The sequence below is a fragment of the Pradoshia sp. Z3_51 genome, assembly GCF_058215915.1.
In genome coordinates this window covers 1-15876 of sequence record NZ_JBZAJC010000013.1, presented here as the reverse complement: position 1 = coordinate 15876, position 15876 = coordinate 1, and the positions used below count along the sequence as shown (strand labels likewise).

Annotated in this window: 19 protein-coding genes and 8 tRNA genes; 24 read left to right on the top strand and 3 right to left on the bottom strand. The window is 38.6% G+C overall.

All coding sequences use genetic code 11. The features are described 5' to 3' along the window. The first annotated feature begins 53 nt into the window (after window positions 1-53). Window positions 54-1040 carry a UV DNA damage repair endonuclease UvsE gene (gene uvsE / locus AC4BHA_RS16680; protein ID WP_066102482.1) on the top strand — a complete coding sequence of 329 codons (987 nt, stop codon included), beginning with the start codon at window positions 54-56 and terminating at the stop codon, window positions 1038-1040. Here uvsE and AC4BHA_RS16675 read toward each other — a convergent pair. Beyond that, the gene (locus tag AC4BHA_RS16675) at window positions 1000-2139 is read right to left on the bottom strand and encodes an AimR family lysis-lysogeny pheromone receptor (protein WP_490558936.1); all 1140 of its coding nucleotides are present in this window, start codon (window positions 2137-2139) and stop codon (window positions 1000-1002) included. The genes uvsE and AC4BHA_RS16675 overlap by 41 nt on opposite strands. Before the next feature lie 82 nt (window positions 2140-2221). Next, complete coding sequence (locus AC4BHA_RS16670) at window positions 2222-2809, bottom strand: rhomboid family intramembrane serine protease (protein ID WP_490558935.1); 588 nt, start codon at window positions 2807-2809, stop codon at window positions 2222-2224. Window positions 2810-2905: 96 nt separating this feature from the next. Between AC4BHA_RS16670 and acpS the strand changes: the two genes are divergently transcribed. The 14 genes from acpS (at window position 2906) to AC4BHA_RS16600 (ending at window position 14120) form a co-directional block, all read left to right on the top strand. Beyond that, window positions 2906-3259 (top strand): holo-ACP synthase, encoded by a 354-nt coding sequence (gene acpS / locus AC4BHA_RS16665; RefSeq protein WP_066102473.1) that lies wholly within the window; start codon window positions 2906-2908, stop codon window positions 3257-3259. Window positions 3260-3548: 289 nt separating this feature from the next. Beyond that, window positions 3549-4559: a LolA family protein gene (locus AC4BHA_RS16660; RefSeq protein WP_306821568.1), complete on the top strand. Its 1011-nt coding sequence runs from the start codon at window positions 3549-3551 to the stop codon at window positions 4557-4559. A gap of 123 nt (window positions 4560-4682) precedes the next feature. Beyond that, entirely contained in the window at window positions 4683-5855 is a 1173-nt protein-coding gene (gene alr / locus AC4BHA_RS16655) for an alanine racemase (protein ID WP_490558934.1), read from the top strand. A gap of 160 nt (window positions 5856-6015) precedes the next feature. Next, window positions 6016-6297, top strand: coding sequence for a CopG family ribbon-helix-helix protein (locus AC4BHA_RS16650; RefSeq protein ID WP_049672447.1), 282 nt, complete (start codon window positions 6016-6018; stop codon window positions 6295-6297). Beyond that, a complete protein-coding gene (locus AC4BHA_RS16645) occupies window positions 6290-6652 on the top strand; it encodes a type II toxin-antitoxin system PemK/MazF family toxin (RefSeq protein WP_066102464.1) in 363 nt (120 codons plus the stop codon). Before AC4BHA_RS16650 ends, AC4BHA_RS16645 begins: the two co-directional genes overlap by 8 nt. A gap of 338 nt (window positions 6653-6990) precedes the next feature. After that, a complete protein-coding gene (locus AC4BHA_RS16640) occupies window positions 6991-7827 on the top strand; it encodes an RsbT co-antagonist protein RsbRA (RefSeq protein WP_066102461.1) in 837 nt (278 codons plus the stop codon). After that, the gene (locus AC4BHA_RS16635) at window positions 7824-8180 is read left to right on the top strand and encodes an STAS domain-containing protein (RefSeq protein ID WP_066102458.1); all 357 of its coding nucleotides are present in this window, start codon (window positions 7824-7826) and stop codon (window positions 8178-8180) included. Before AC4BHA_RS16640 ends, AC4BHA_RS16635 begins: the two co-directional genes overlap by 4 nt. 4 nt (window positions 8181-8184) lie before the next feature. Further along, a complete protein-coding gene (locus AC4BHA_RS16630) occupies window positions 8185-8586 on the top strand; it encodes an anti-sigma regulatory factor (protein ID WP_066102671.1) in 402 nt (133 codons plus the stop codon). Between the two features lie 11 nt (window positions 8587-8597). Next, window positions 8598-9608, top strand: a complete 1011-nt coding sequence (locus AC4BHA_RS16625; RefSeq protein ID WP_139063803.1) for a PP2C family protein-serine/threonine phosphatase — start codon at window positions 8598-8600, stop codon at window positions 9606-9608. A 62-nt stretch (window positions 9609-9670) separates the two neighbouring features. Next, entirely contained in the window at window positions 9671-10003 is a 333-nt protein-coding gene (locus AC4BHA_RS16620) for an anti-sigma factor antagonist (RefSeq protein WP_066102453.1), read from the top strand. Beyond that, window positions 10000-10473: an anti-sigma B factor RsbW gene (rsbW, locus tag AC4BHA_RS16615; protein ID WP_066102448.1), complete on the top strand. Its 474-nt coding sequence runs from the start codon at window positions 10000-10002 to the stop codon at window positions 10471-10473. The genes AC4BHA_RS16620 and rsbW overlap by 4 nt, the downstream gene beginning before the upstream one ends. Continuing rightward, window positions 10451-11251: an RNA polymerase sigma factor SigB gene (gene sigB, locus AC4BHA_RS16610; RefSeq protein WP_066102445.1), complete on the top strand. Its 801-nt coding sequence runs from the start codon at window positions 10451-10453 to the stop codon at window positions 11249-11251. The genes rsbW and sigB overlap by 23 nt, the downstream gene beginning before the upstream one ends. Continuing rightward, window positions 11248-11850 (top strand): PP2C family serine/threonine-protein phosphatase, encoded by a 603-nt coding sequence (locus AC4BHA_RS16605; protein ID WP_225983640.1) that lies wholly within the window; start codon window positions 11248-11250, stop codon window positions 11848-11850. The genes sigB and AC4BHA_RS16605 overlap by 4 nt, the downstream gene beginning before the upstream one ends. A gap of 104 nt (window positions 11851-11954) precedes the next feature. Then, window positions 11955-14120 carry a Tex family protein gene (locus AC4BHA_RS16600; RefSeq protein ID WP_490558933.1) on the top strand — a complete coding sequence of 722 codons (2166 nt, stop codon included), beginning with the start codon at window positions 11955-11957 and terminating at the stop codon, window positions 14118-14120. Between the two features lie 20 nt (window positions 14121-14140). Here the strand turns inward: AC4BHA_RS16600 and cmpA are convergent, their stop codons facing one another. Then, complete coding sequence (cmpA, locus tag AC4BHA_RS16595; RefSeq protein WP_139063802.1) at window positions 14141-14260, bottom strand: cortex morphogenetic protein CmpA; 120 nt, start codon at window positions 14258-14260, stop codon at window positions 14141-14143. A gap of 114 nt (window positions 14261-14374) precedes the next feature. On the opposite strand from cmpA, the gene AC4BHA_RS16590 reads away from it, so the two are divergent. The 9 genes from AC4BHA_RS16590 (at window position 14375) to AC4BHA_RS16550 (ending at window position 15876) form a co-directional block, all read left to right on the top strand. Continuing rightward, complete coding sequence (locus tag AC4BHA_RS16590; protein ID WP_490558932.1) at window positions 14375-14839, top strand: SprT family protein; 465 nt, start codon at window positions 14375-14377, stop codon at window positions 14837-14839. A 202-nt stretch (window positions 14840-15041) separates the two neighbouring features. After that, window positions 15042-15116: transfer RNA gene (locus tag AC4BHA_RS16585), tRNA-Glu, on the top strand. Between the two features lie 37 nt (window positions 15117-15153). Beyond that, a tRNA-Met gene (locus AC4BHA_RS16580) sits at window positions 15154-15227 on the top strand. A gap of 10 nt (window positions 15228-15237) precedes the next feature. Continuing rightward, a tRNA-Asp gene (locus AC4BHA_RS16575) sits at window positions 15238-15314 on the top strand. A gap of 68 nt (window positions 15315-15382) precedes the next feature. Further along, window positions 15383-15457: transfer RNA gene (locus AC4BHA_RS16570), tRNA-Gln, on the top strand. Window positions 15458-15461: 4 nt separating this feature from the next. After that, window positions 15462-15537, top strand: a tRNA-Lys gene (locus AC4BHA_RS16565). A 10-nt stretch (window positions 15538-15547) separates the two neighbouring features. Beyond that, window positions 15548-15632, top strand: a tRNA-Leu gene (locus AC4BHA_RS16560). A 68-nt stretch (window positions 15633-15700) separates the two neighbouring features. Then, a tRNA-Leu gene (locus AC4BHA_RS16555) sits at window positions 15701-15787 on the top strand. 15 nt (window positions 15788-15802) lie between these two features. Then, window positions 15803-15876: transfer RNA gene (locus AC4BHA_RS16550), tRNA-Arg, on the top strand.

The following is a 15876-nucleotide window of genomic DNA, read 5'->3' as shown; positions in this document are numbered from 1 at the left end:
GTAATGAATTACCTTCCATTGTTCATAATAAGCATAGGAGGTGAGTAAATCTTATGACTATTATTCGCTTAGGTTATGTAGCTATGAGTATGGAATTGAAAAATGCATCCCCCTCAAAAACAATGACATATGCGCAATTCAGCAAGCTGGCAAATAGAGAAGCCGCTATAAAAAGACTGGAGAAAATTGCAAAAACCAATCTTAAAAACTGCCTTCGTTTATTAATTCATAATGAAGTAAATGGTATCCAATTCTTTCGATTTTCCTCAAAATTAATACCACTTGCCAACCATCCGGATTTAGAAGATTGGAACTATATGGCCGGTATAAAAGAGGAAACAAGTGCGATTAAAGAATATCTAAAAAAGCATTCTCATATGAGAATTGATTTTCATCCGGATCACTTCGTTGTTTTAAATAGTGAAGATAAGAATATCTTGAAAACATCAATTAAGACATTAAGGATGCATTTTCGATTACTAAAAGCTTTTGGATTATCGCCAAAACATCGTTGTGTATTACATATTGGTGGTTTATATCAAGATAAGGAACAAGCTCTTGAACAATTTATTCATAATTGGGGATATGTGCCTGTGGATATTCAGGAAATGATTATATTGGAAAATGATGATACGCTATTTGGCATACAGGATACCCTTTACCTATGTGAAAAACTATCCATTCCAATGGTATTTGATTTACACCATCATAAACAAAACTGTCAGGGAGATTGGAAAGATCACTGGCCAAGGATTGTGCAAACCTGGAGTAATTCAAGCTTGCCTGTTAAAGTCCATCTTTCATCCCCGAAGAATGAAAAAAATAAAAAAGCACATGCTGATCATGTGCAAAAAGAAGAAATGATGGAATTAGTGCAGGGGAATAATAATTTGACAAGCCAAGTTGATTGTATGCTGGAGGCTAAGCATAAAGATTTTGCTGTTTTCAAGTTGATTGAGCAATTAAAATTGCTAGATGGCTTTAAAATAATGGATGGTGCTATATTTTCGTATGAGCCTGTGACAAATGAAAGTCGATAAGCTTGGCATAATAGTAATTACGGCTATGTATGAAAAGGTTCTGTGCCTCTCGTAATTCATGAGGACCTTTACCAATAGCTAAATAAAAGTGTTCAAAAAGGGTGAGTGATCCTTTTTCTGTTTGCAAAGTCTCTAATATCTTGCTTCCTAGATGTGTTTGGCCAGTCACCATATAACGATAGGCTTTTTCAGATGGGGATGTCGGTTGTATATCCAATTCTCTGCGCCATAAGCTCCTGAATATATCCAAAGAACAATTAAGTGAAGCCTCCAAATAAGGTCTGCGTTGCATATGGACATTTTTCAGCAGAGCTAATCCCTTCGTAACCCATTCTTTTGCTATAGGGAAGCTATCGAACATATAAGAATGAGCTATGATGTGAGACAGGCTGATTTCCAGAGTAGGGAATTGTTGCAATAAATCTTTATTGTTAAAGTATTGTTGGCAGGCGTTTCGAACGTTCTCTGGATTTGTGCTGCTGCATAACATAGAGACTAAATACATTTCTCCAAGCTGTATTTTAAAGATAGACAGCAAATCCTCCTCTTTACATAGTAAAAGCATGGGTTCGACAGCCTTTATTAATTTATTGAGTGGCTCTTGCAATCTTAACTGACTAATCCCATACATATGTGAAATGATAGAAGCAATATTAATTTCTAAACAGCTTGAAGACAGATTGAATACTTGATCAATAAGCTCTGAGTTATCGATCTGAGCCTCTGCCTGAGCAATATAAATAGAAAATACATTTCTTAATTCATTATTTTCTGGGTTGGAGGAATCTTCGAGTATTAATGTTTTAATCCAATCCATGCATCCTAAACGGAATAAATATTCCAGGACAAAGAGTTTCTGAACTACTCCAGATGTACATTTGCAGTAATATGATTTTACAATTTTGAAGGCTTCCTTTTCATTTGTTAGTGATAAAGAAGCCATTGCCTGCATGACATAGATTGGATGATACTGTTCATATGTATGAATAGAGAAGGTGTCAGATAAATTCATCCATTCAGGGATAGAAAATGTAAGGCATTCTTGGCCATTTCCTTTTATGGGTTGAGGAATCAAAAATTCACTGAATGATAAATCCATAGCTTCTACCTTCTCTCTCTAATTTAAAGATGCTATTTCTATTATAGTTAATTTTTCCTAGAGAGGAAATAGATTCATCTAATTATCGATTAACTAAAAATAGACGGGAGAGTGCAAAGCCCATTATAAGGCCGCCAATATGCCCTGTGATATTAATGGATGATTGGAAAAAAGACATGACTACCCCGATAATAATTAAAGCTAGTATAACCTGTGAATTTTGCTGCGAAATTAAATCTTTTCTAAAAAAGATGATATAGGCAAAACATCCAAATAGCCCATAAATGGAACCGCTGGCTCCCACATGAGCATACATTAAAGGTTCTGCAAAGAATGTAAGAACATTCGCAATGGTACCGGACAGTATAAAAAGGAGACTGAATCTAAATGTACCTAATATATTTTCCAGTCCAGGACCAATAATAATTAAGGAGAAACTATTGAATAATAGATGGGAAAAGCCAATGTGAAGAAAGATTGGTGTGACCAATCTCCAATATTCACCCTCTGCAATGAATAAGTTAACTCCGCTTAATAAGGTGTAAAGATCTCTTCCAAGAGAGATTGGTAAAGAAGTGATAATAAAAAGAACTATACACACAGCTGTTAAAAGACTGACTCCCGGGTAAAAACGGATAAATTGCCCGAAACTTTCGGTACGAGTGAACAAAAGACATCATCCTAACATAATAAGATTTGGTAAATCATTTATAATGAGGTAATGTTTAAACTAAAATAGCTATATAAATTGTGAGGGTGTGAACCAATGATTGTTGGAATTGGTATCGATATTATTGAACTTGAGAGAGTGAGAGATATTCTTAAACGGCAGCCGAAATTTGTTGATCGTATACTAACTGAAGATGAAAAGGAATACTATCTGTCACTTGGTGAAAATCGAAAAATCGAGTGGCTTGCCGGACGATTTTCTGCTAAAGAGGCATTTTCAAAAGCAAATGGTACAGGTATCGGCGGTAAACTATCGTTCCATGATATTAGCATTATTCCTGACAAGAATGGTAAACCGATTATCAAACATCCTTTAGAGGTAAAGGCACACTTAAGTATTACCCATACTAAACAATATGCGGCTGCCCAGGTTCTACTTGAAAAACGATAAAAATAAATTGTTTGTCCCCCGCAAGCACATATTCAGAAGGATTGTCTCATATATTCAATTAACGAATTGGAGAGACAAGGCCTTGTTTTGGACATTTACTACCCATATGTATTTAAGATAAAACACTCTTTGCGGGCTTTCAACAGCGTTATTGAATTAACATAAGAATAGCAGAAATAAAGAATGTTTTGAAAGGATGTATCTTAAAAATGTACTGGAATGTAAATGAACAAACCGGATCGGGCTTTCCTCTCCCTTTTACTTACTACTGTTAAAAGGGGATGAGATCTTGAGGAGGTTAATGATGCTGACGCTGACATTGGGATTTATGTTGGTCTTAGCAGGCTGCGGGGAAAAATCGCAAACTGAAGTTGTGGATGCGTTAACGGAAAAGATGAATGAATTAAAGGGATACAAAGCAGATGCGAAAATGACTTTAAAAATGGGTACAGAACCACAAGTATATGATGTGGAAGTATGGTATCAATCTCCATCAAATTACCGGGTAAACTTGAAAAATGCTCAAAAGGATCAAAGTCAAATCATCCTGCGGAATGAAGAAGGGGTATTTGTATTAACTCCAGCGCTTAATAAAAGTTTTAAGTTTCAAAGTGAGTGGCCAAAAAACAGCTCGCAGGCCTATCTGTATGAGTCTTTAATTACAGATGTAACTGTTGATAAGGATGCAACCTTTAAGGCAACAGATGATAGTTATGTGTTTGAGACAAAAACAAGATATCAGAACAATAAGATGCTTCCATTGCAGGTCGTGAAATTTGACCGCAAAACACTAGAGCCTGTAAGTGTAGATGTAATGGATTCTGATCGTAATGCATTAGTTCAGGTTGAATTTGAAAAAACGAAGTTCAATCCGAATTACAGTAATAGTGATTTTGATGTGAAAAAGAATATGACAGGAGCGCAATTGGAAGTGCCGGTAATGTCTTCTGAAGAAGATATTGATTTTGAAGCTCAATATCCAACAGCCGAGATACAGGGTGTGGAGCCTGCAGGAGAGAAAATGATCAAAACAGAGGAAGGAAAACGAGCCGTTCTGACATTTGCGGGTGATGAAAAACAATACACGTTAATTGAAACTAAATCAAAGATTGTCAAAGAAGCTGCGGTCACCATAGCAGAAGGTGAGCCGGTTGATTTAGGATTCACAATTGGCAATATGACAGAAAACTCAATATCCTGGTCTTATGAAGGGATAGATTTCATGCTCGCTGCAAAAAATCTCACATCAGACGAGATGATCATGGTTGCGAAATCAGTGCAGGAAACTGCAGAAAAATAGAAGTGGATGGACCTGTTAATAAAGGCAGGTCTATTTCTTTTTAGTTTCTGAGGAATGAATTGACTATCCTTTCATTAAGGGGAATAATCAAATTATAATCATCTAAAGGTAGGTAAACCTCTTATGAAAAATAGTCAATTATCCTATAGAGATACATGGGCAGAAATCAATTTAGATCATATAAAGCATAACGTTGAACAGATTAGGCATCTGTTGCCTCAAACTACTGACATCATGGCGGTTGTAAAGGCAAATGCATATGGACATGGAGATCGGCAAGTGGCTGAAGTGGCATTAGGTGCCGGAGCAACCAGTTTGGCCGTAGCTTTCTTGGATGAGGCGATCAGGCTTCGTCAGGCAGGTATAAAAGTGCCGATCTTAGTACTAGGTTCCACTAGGGCGGAAGACTCCAAGGTAGCCGTGCAGTACAATATCTCTTTAAATGTACATGACATTGATTGGATAGGGAAAGCTATAGTATATTTACAGGGAGAAAATATACAGCAACCGCTAAATATACACATAAAAATTGATACAGGCATGGGCAGACTTGGGATAAGGAATATACAAGAGATGAAAGAAATAGAATATATGCTTAAGAATCAAGATTATATTCATCTTGAAGGTATATTCACTCATTTTTCCAGTGCAGATGAGCTGGACTTGGACAAAACTCAAAACCAATTGTTGAAATTCAAGGAGATTCTTGATAATATGGAATACTTGCCGCCTTACATTCATACTAGTAATAGTGCGGCAGCTATGAGATATCCTGATGCCTATTTCAATACAGTAAGGCTTGGTATTTCCATGTATGGCTTAAGTCCATCACCGGAAATATCAAAAGACCTCCCAGTAACGTTGAAGCCTGCCTTATCTCTTTATACAAAGATAAAGCAAATCAAGAAGATTTCAATGGGTGATACAGTTGGGTACGGTGCAACGTATACAGCGAGTGAGCCTGAATGGATAGCCACTTTGCCTATTGGATATGCGGATGGATGGATCAGAAAACTATCTGGGCAATCTGTACTGGTTAAAGGACATAGAGCACCTATTGTCGGACGCATTTGTATGGATCAGTGCATGGTTAAATTAGATCAGTCTGTTCCTGAGGATACAGTGGTTACTCTTATCGGGAACGATGGTGATGAGACAATTACAGTTGATGAGATCGCCGAGAAATTAGAAACGATTAATTACGAGGTTATTTGTCAACTATCAAGCAGAGTCCCTCGAGTGTATAAGCAGGATGGTTTAATTGTTGAAACTGTAAATCAGTTATTTCATTATTAATTATTTAACACATATGTGCATGAATAATGAATAAAGGACAACTATTTAGCCTCATAATAAGAAAGAAATGTACTAGACACCTTTGCATGCAGAAGTAATAATGGTAAGATATAATAGTAAAGAACTATGTGGTTTGTAGTGATGGTGGAGGTGTTTGCCTGTGTCTGAGTCCAGTGCAACTACGGAAATTCTAATACGCTTGCCCCAAAATTTGCTAAGTGAGTTGGATGGATACGTGAGAGAAGAAAATGTGAATCGAAGCGAATTTATTTATCAAGCAACTAAAATGTATTTGCAAGAACGCAAAAAGAAAGAGTTTCGCGAATCCATGCGCCGTGGATATATGGAGATGGCCAATATTAATTTAACTATGGCTGCAGAAGCTTTCCAGGCAGAATATGAAGCTGAACATGCTGTGGAGCGTTTAGTTAGCGGTGAATAAGGGTTTAAATGTTAAACGTGGTGATGTGTATTTCGCTGATTTGTCTCCAGTGGTTGGATCTGAGCAAGGAGGGGTAAGACCTGTACTTGTTATTCAGAATGATATCGGAAATCGATTTAGCCCTACCGTAATTATTGCGGCAATTACGGCTCAAATACAAAAAGCGAAACTGCCGACCCATGTAGAAATTGACGCCCAAAAATATGGATTCGAACGCGATTCTGTTATTTTACTTGAACAAATTCGAACAATTGATAAGCAGAGATTGACAGATAAAATAACACAGCTGGATGATGAAATGATGCGTAAGGTTGATAATGCGCTCCAAATCAGTCTGGGACTCGTGGAATTGTAATAGTAAAAAGATTATAAATAATAAATATACTTCTGTGTTGAAGGTTAGGCTGCCAAGAATCCGAATTCTTGGCAGTTTTTTTTTGCACTTTTTAACTTAGAAAAACTTATTTTTGGTTTAAGTTAGTTACAAAAAGGGAATGAAGTACAGGTTATAGAAATTACAAATACGTTGTTGCTGTATTACGGCAATATTACGAAGGAATTTAAGATTTCCTATTTCCTTTTTAAGTGTTTATAATAGTTTGTGAATATGGTTTTTTTGAAATTATTAAATAAATTAAAGTACATGTATCCATATAAAAGAATCTAACAGAAAACTTGATGGAGGAGGAACTAATGAATAAACTTGTGCAAAACTATATCCAGGGTCATAAAGACATCATTTTGCAGCAGTGGATTGAACGTGTAAAGGATAAAGCGGATGATCGAGTCGTGAAGATTGTTTCAGATCAAATGTTTATTCACACCAGTAATGAATTTATTGAAGTGCTGATTTCTAATATTAAAGATTCTGATGAAGAATTTAAAGTGAAACTTAGTGATTTTGCAGCTAAAATTATTCGTTTAGGCTGGCCGTTAACATTTGTGAATGAGGGATTGAAAGCATTTAATGTAGTTGTTACAGACGGTATGGTAAATGAAGGGGTAATGACAAAGGAAAATCAGCTTGAGATTGTGCTGGATTTTGACGAGTGGATTACCCCTTTAAATAATGAAATTCTGAATGTTTATACATCTACGTGGGAACGAACCGTTTCTTTGCAAAAAATTGCACTCCAGGAATTATCAGCACCTCTTATTCCTGTGTTTGAAGGGATTACTGTAATGCCTCTTATAGGTACAATAGATACAGAGCGCGCGAGACAAATTATGGAAAATCTTTTGGATGGCGTAGTAAAGCATCGTTCTGAGGTAGTGTTGATTGATATTACTGGAGTGCCTGTTGTTGACACTATGGTGGCTCATCATATTATTCAGGCAGCAGAGGCTGTTCGTTTGGTTGGTGCCCGTTGTATGTTGGTGGGAATACGTCCGGAGATTGCTCAAACAATTGTCAACCTCGGCATTAACTTAGATGAAATCATAACTAAAAATACATTGAAAAAGGGTGTAGAGGCTGCCCTGGAAATTACAAATAGAAAAATTATCGTAACCCCGGAGGAATTAGTATGAGGATTCCGATATTAAAGTTGCATGATTGTCTCCTGATTTCTATTCAATGGGAATTGGATGATGCAACAGCGCTGCAATTTCAGGAGGATTTACTGCATAAGATACATGAAACAAATGCAAATGGAGTGGTGATTGATCTAACTTCAGTAGATATCATTGATTCTTTTATAGCTAAAGTCCTTGGCGATGTCATTGACATGTCAAAATTAATGGGAGCAAAAGTAGTGATTACAGGGATACAGCCTGCAGTTGCCATCACATTAATTGAATTGGGCATTACATTATCCGATGTGATGACAGCTTTGGATCTTGAAAAGGGTTTGGAGAAATTACAAAAGGAACTGGGGGACTAGCATGATGAGCACCCAATCCTACGTAAAAATTCTTAATGAGTGGGATATTGTTGCAGCCCGACAAGTGGGCAGAAATGTGGCCAAAGAGTTGGGGTTTGGCACCGTGGATCAGGCAAGAATAACCACAACCATAAGTGAATTAGCAAGGAATATCTATCTCTATGCAGGGCAGGGCCAAATATGCATTGAAAAAGTCTATGACAATGGGAGAACGGGTCTCAGAGTCATAGCAGAGGATAATGGTCCGGGAATAAGTGATATAAGAAGAGTAATGGAAGATGGATATACAACATCGGGAGGTCTGGGAGCTGGTTTGCCGGGAGTCAAGAGATTGATGGATGACTTTGATATTGACTCTGATGTTGGAAAGGGTACGCGAATAATGTCTACTAAATGGCTCCGATAGGGGGAAGGTATGTGGAAAATAGAGAGTGCATGGAGGAAAGATACCGTGAAGCTCTCTCGAATTACTTGAAAGAGCATACGGAAAAAGCGTTATATCTCGGACATAAAATCAGCAAAGAAGCTATAGAACAGATGGTATCACCTGAAGAGATAATAAGTTTGCATAAAAATACGCTAAAAGAAATACTTCCTGATATTTCGGAAGAAGTCAGCCACTCTTTTGATTTTTTGTTGGAAATTATGATGGAGTATGGTGTAGCCTTTCGTGAATTACAGAGTCTCCGCCATCAACAAAGAGAACTGAAGAGTGAGATGGAGATAGCGGCTAATGTTCAGCAGACTTTATTGGAAACGCGAGTTCCTGTACTAAAAAATCTTGAAATTGGAGCCATAAGTGTTCCGGCTAAGCATATGAGCGGAGATTATTTTCATTTTGTTCAGGATGAGCATAATCGAGTGGCTGTAGCGATTGCTGATATTATTGGCAAAGGGATACCGGCGGCGTTATGTATGTCCATGATTAAGTACGCGATGGATTCTTTGCCGGAGCATCGCACATCCCCAGCGAGTGTTCTGGAAAGTATTAACCGTGTTGTGGAGCAAAATGTTGGACCGAGTATGTTCATAACGATGTTTTATGGTCTATATGATCCCTCAAATCATATTTTTACATATGCTTCAGCAGGCCATGAACCGGGATTTTTCTATAATTACGAAAAAAATGAATTTACCGAGTTAACTGCTAAGGGTCTGTTGCTTGGTGTAGATAAAAAAACAGTATACAGGCAATATGAAAGAAAGATTGAAATAGGCGATATGATTATCCTTCTATCTGATGGGGTAACAGAGTGCAGGACAAATGAGGGATTTATAGAAAGAGATACGTTGGTTCAATTTATTCGGGAATCTATTCATTTAGATGCCCAAACCATTGTAAACAATCTCTATAAAAAGTTGGAAAAGATGCAACATTTTCAATTAAGAGATGATTTCACCTTGATAATTATGAGACGGAAGTTTTAAGTGGATAATTTCGGGTAAAGAAGGATAGCGGAACATGACTTTTTGAGGAGAGGTACAAATTCATGAATATTTCTATTGATGTACAGAATGTAAATTCTGAAATACATGTAAATGTTAAAGGCGAGATAGATGCATACACAGCACCGAAGTTAAGAGAGACACTATTTCCTTTGTCGGATCAAGATAAAGTAGTCATGATTATTGATTTAACCGATGTTTCTTATATGGACAGCACAGGTCTTGGGGTATTTGTAGGATTATTTAAAAATGTTCGAGCGCACAATGGGGATTTTAGAATCATCGGACTATCAGAGAGATTACATCGTCTTTTTGAAATCACTGGTTTAGCGGATATAATCCATATAAAAAGCCATGCAGAGGGTGGAACGCAATGAGTGAAACATACGAATATATTGAAATGAAGATACCTGCAAAACCTGAATTTATCGGGGTAATGAGATTAACTTTATCAGGAATAGCCAGCCGTATGGGGTTTTCATATGATAGTATAGAAGATTTGAAAATTGCTACGAGCGAGGCTTGTACAAATGCAGTTCAGCATGCGTACAAGGGCGAGCGAGATGGGGAAGTTATCATAGGCTTTGGATTATATGAAGACCGTCTTGAAGTAATGGTAGTCGATAATGGCGAAAGCTGTGATTTTGAAGAGGTGCGACAAGGCTTGGGGCCTTATGAGAGAGACCAATCAGTGGAATTCTTAAGAGAAGGAGGATTAGGTCTATATCTGATTGAAACGCTCATGGATGAAGTGAAAATACACCATAATGAAGGTGTGACAGTATTCATGACGAAGTTTCTTGAGGGAGAGCAGGTGGAGAGTGATGCAGAAACAATCTCAAACTAGTGATGAGAAAAAGGCACAAATGAGAGACCAAGTCACGGAATGGATTAAAGCCTATCAACTCCATGGAGATGAAGAAGCACAGGCTCAACTTGTTCAGCACTATACCGGGCTAGTTGAAACGATTGCGAGAAAGTATTCAAAGGGAAAATCATATCATGAGGATATTGCCCAGGTTGGCATGATTGGATTGCTGGGTGCGATTCGCAGGTATGATGATTCCTTCGGAAAAAGCTTCGAGGCTTTTGCTGTCCCGACGATAATTGGAGAGATTAAACGCTTTTTACGTGATAAAACATGGAGTGTTCACGTTCCTCGCAGAATTAAAGAGCTTGGTCCAAAAATCAAGTCGACTGTTGAAGAACTTACCTCAGAATTGCATCGTTCTCCTAAGATTGAAGAAATTGCTCAGTACTTAGAAGTTTCTGAGGAAGAAGTTTTAGAAGCGATGGAAATGAGTAAAAGTTATCAGGCGCTATCAGTGGATCACTCAATCGAGGCGGATTCAGACGGCGGAACAGTCACTTTGTTGGATATCTTCGGAAATGTGGATGAAGGATATGAAAAGGTGAATCAGCGGTTGGTTTTGGAGAAAGTTCTCCATGTATTGTCAGATCGCGAAAAGAAAATCATACAATACACCTATCTAGAAAATCTAAGTCAAAAGGAAGCGGGAGATCGATTAGGTATATCTCAAATGCATGTATCCCGTCTTCAACGCCGTGCTATAAAAAAACTGCAGGAAGCCATTAATGCTGAGAATTCGGAGTATATACGGTGAATCAAGAAGTGCTAAGGGATAGTAGAGTGCAATTAATTGTGTCTCAATCACCTAAACAAGGAAAGCTGTTATGTGGTGATGACTATTTTTATGAAGTGACGGATGATTACTTTATTTGTGTCATCGCAGATGGATTAGGATCAGGGGAGTTTGCTCATGAATCCTCTCGGGCAGTTACTAATGTAGTTCGGGAGTATCAGAGCGAGGATGTTGGAGATATTATGGAACGATGTAATCAGGCCCTGCTAAGAAAGCGAGGCGCCGCTGTCGCTATTTTAAAAGTGGACTTCAAAAAGAAAGAATTTCAGTACAGCTGTGTTGGTAATATCCGTTTCTATCTATATCCTCCAAATGATAAAATGATCTATCCCCTACCTGTAACCGGATATTTATCTGGAAGAAAGCAGAAATTCCATACTCAACAGTTTACATATACTCCGTCCACTAAATTTTTCATTCACTCCGATGGATTTGAAATGAAGGGGACGAAAAATTTCCTGCGAAATGCTAGTTCTCTTGAAGAAACTGCGAAAAAATTAGAAAGTCAAAATAGTGCCTTGAACGATGATATTACATTCATTTTTGGGAGTCTTTTATAATTATAAGAGACTTCTTTTTTGTGTTATTTATGAGAGTCCAGTATTTGTAGCAGAAAAGGTTATGATACTATAAAGGTAATTATTTGCAGAGGGAAGGTTTGTTAATGAAGTCGAAGAGTGAATTGGTTCAATATATAGCGTCAGAGCTTTCAGTGAAGGGGAGTCAAGTATCCAATGTATTGGCGCTTTTAGAGGATGGTAATACGATTCCATTTATAGCGCGTTATCGAAAAGAAATGACCGGCTCATTGGATGAGGTTGAAATTAGAACAATTTCTGAGCGGTGGACCTATCTCGATAATTTGGAAAAAAGAAAGGAAGAAGTCCTGCGTATTATTGAGGAGCAAGGGAAACTCACAGAGGAGTTATCACATGAAATCATCAAGGCAGTAAAACTGCAAACTATTGAAGATTTGTATCGTCCTTTTAAGCAAAAGCGTCGCACAAAAGCAACGGTCGCAAAAGAAAAAGGATTAGAACCGTTGGCGAAATGGATCATGGAAGCTCCTCAAACTGCAAACCCACTTGAAAAAGCTGCTCAATTTGTTGATGTGGAGTTGGGAGTGACAACGCCAGAAGAAGCTTTAGATGGTGCGAAAGATATTATAGCAGAGAATATCTCTGATAATGCCTCTTTCAGAAAATGGATTCGGGATGAAACATTTAAGTTTGGCTTGATTAAATCTGTTAGTAAAGATGAGAAGAAAGATGAGAAAAAGGTATTTGAGATGTACTACGACTATGATGAAGCAATAGGAAAAATAGTTCCTCATCGCATTTTGGCACTTAATCGTGGTGAAAAAGAGGGAGTGCTTCGAGTTTCCATCAAAACCGATACACAGAAAATACTGGATTATCTCGCTAGAAAAATGAATTTGAATACAGCCAATCCGAGTGCAGTGATTATGAAGGAAGCAATAGAAGATAGCTATAAGCGATTGATTCAGCCTTCTATTGAAAGGGAGATTCGTAATGAGTTGACGGAAAAGGCTGAAGACCAAGCTATCTATATTTTTTCTGAGAATCTCAGAAATTTACTGCTTCAGCCGCCTTTAAAGGGAAAAATGGTATTGGGTGTAGATCCGGCTTATCGTACAGGCTGTAAATATGCAGTAGTCGATCCTACAGGAAAAATGCTTGAGGTAGGAGTGATTTATCCGCATCCGCCAGTAGCTAAAAAGAAAGAGGCAACGGAGGCTATTCTGTCTATACTCAAAAGATATAACATAGAAATCATCACAATCGGGAACGGAACAGCATCTCGAGAAACAGAACAATTCATTGCAGATACGTTGAAGAAGCAAAGTGAAAAAATCTATTACGTAATTGTAAATGAGGCCGGTGCAAGTGTTTATTCGGCATCGGATATCGCAAGAGAAGAGTTTCCAGATTTACAGGTGGAGCAGCGAAGTGCGGTCTCGATTGCAAGAAGACTACAGGATCCCTTGGCAGAATTGGTGAAGATAGATCCTAAATCAGTAGGTGTTGGGCAATATCAACATGATGTTTCAGAAAAAAAACTGAATGAGTCACTTGGTTTTGTGGTTGAAACGGCAGTAAACCGAGTGGGGGTTAATGTGAACACAGCCTCTCCTTCCCTATTGCAATATGTGGCGGGTCTTTCCAAGTCTGTAGCCCAAAATATCGTAAAAAAGAGAGAGGAAGAAGGAGCTTTCCGAAATCGAGCTTCTTTAAAAAAGATTCCAAGGCTTGGTGCGAAAACCTATGAACAAGCCATTGGGTTTTTAAGAGTAATTGGTGGGGAAGAGCCGCTTGATCGGACATCCATACATCCTGAAAACTATCAGTCCGTTCGTTCTTTGTTGAAAATGCTCGGTTTCACAACGGATGATTTAGGAAGTGAACGATTAAGAGAAGCTCTAACCACGGTGAAGAAAAGTGAAATGGCGGAGAAATTGAATATTGGCGAAATCACATTGGGAGATATTCTGGATGCCTTGATGAGACCAGAAAGAGATCCGCGTGACGAATTGGCTGCACCTCTATTAAAATCCGATGTGCTGAAGATGGAGGATCTTAAGCAAGGGATGGAGCTTCAAGGTGTTGTTCGTAATGTCGTTGATTTTGGCGCATTTATTGACATCGGCGTAAAGCAGGCTGGTCTAGTTCATATCTCAAAATTGAGCAATCGATATGTAAAGCACCCAATGGATGTTGTATCAGTTGGGGATGTGGTTACTGTCTGGGTTGATCAAGTTGATATACCTAAAGAACGAATTGCCCTTACAATGATAAATCCGGCCGGCTAATATGAACGTAAAGCATTGCCTTAATCGTATTGGGCAATGCTTTTTTTATAAAAAAACCAACATTGATTCAATAGTTGCACTTGCTTGCTGTTTTTTTCAAGAAAGGCTCTTTGGATTTGGTTTTGCAACCAAGCAGGCATATTTAGACCTCCTTTCATAAATGATGTACTATGAATAGGTGATAAGCCCATGGTTAGTTTATTGTATGTAACAGCCGCCGGGTTTGTTACTTTAAAAGTGTGGAGGTTTAACTTATGACGGACCGGGAATTACAGAAATTAGTTGAAAAAATATCCATAGAGGATTTTGGGATACCATTCACTCATAAGGCAATCTTTAATAACAGATTAAGGACAACAGGCGGACGGTATTTATTAGTGAGCCATAATATTGAGATTAATCGAAGATACTTAGATGAACTAGGAATGGAAGAGATAAAGGGAATTATTAAACATGAATTATGCCATTATCACCTGCACCTGCAAGGGAAGGGATACAGGCATGGAGATCGGGACTTTAAACAATTGATGGCAAAGACCAACTCACCTCGTTTTTGCTCAGCCCTGGAAAGCAATATCCGTGCTGTACGGCCTGTGAAATGGCTATACGAATGCCGATCTTGCGGTCTGGAATATCGACGAAAAAGAAAGCTTGATACAAAGAAATATGTATGTGGAAAATGTCGTGGAAAAATTATTTTAAAAAAATCGTTGACATAGACCTTGCTAACATGGTAACTTATTTGAGCGGCCTTATTAAAGCCGAAAGCAAAATGACATCAAACTTTAACGAAAAAAACTTTTAAAAAAAGTGTTGACATGTTAAAAGAGATTCATTACAATAGATAAAGTCGACTGGGTCGCTTGAAGTTCTCGCAAAGAGATGAGAAAGTGCTTGAGAGACTGAAAGTTAGTAATGAACGGCCCCTTGGTCAAGCGGTTAAGACACCGCCCTTTCACGGCGGTAACACGGGTTCGAATCCCGTAGGGGTCACCAATCAAACCTCAGATTGTTTGAGCGAGATTAATATCGTCGCGGGGTGGAGCAGTCTGGTAGCTCGTCGGGCTCATAACCCGAAGGTCGCAGGTTCAAATCCTGTCCCCGCAATTAAACAAATGGTCCGGTAGTTCAGTTGGTTAGAATGCCTGCCTGTCACGCAGGAGGTCGCGGGTTCGAGTCCCGTCCGGACCGCCATTTATAAAATAACACTTATCTTATAAGAGAAAAGTGATTATAATAAAAAGTGTGTTATAAAACACCTTTGGGCTATAGCCAAGCGGTAAGGCAACGGACTTTGACTCCGTCATTCGTAGGTTCGAATCCTGCTAGCCCAGCCATTTAGAGCCATTAGCTCAGTCGGTAGAGCATCTGACTTTTAATCAGAGGGTCGAAGGTTCGAGTCCTTCATGGCTCACCATTATAAATATGCGGGTGTGGCGGAATTGGCAGACGCACCAGACTTAGGATCTGGCGCCTTACGGCGTGGGGGTTCAAGTCCCTTCACCCGCACCATTTATTACCACTTGAATTACGGTGGAATAAATACTATAATGATTGTTGTCGTCGCGTTATAACAAAACGCGGTCGTGGCGGAATGGCAGACGCGCTAGGTTGAGGGCCTAGTGGGGGTTAACCCCGTGGAGGTTCAAGTCCTCTCGGCCGCACCAACCAAATTAAATTATGCGCCCGTAGCTCAATTGGATAGAGCGTTTGACTACGGATCAAAAGGTTAGGGGTTCGACTCCTCTCGGGCGCG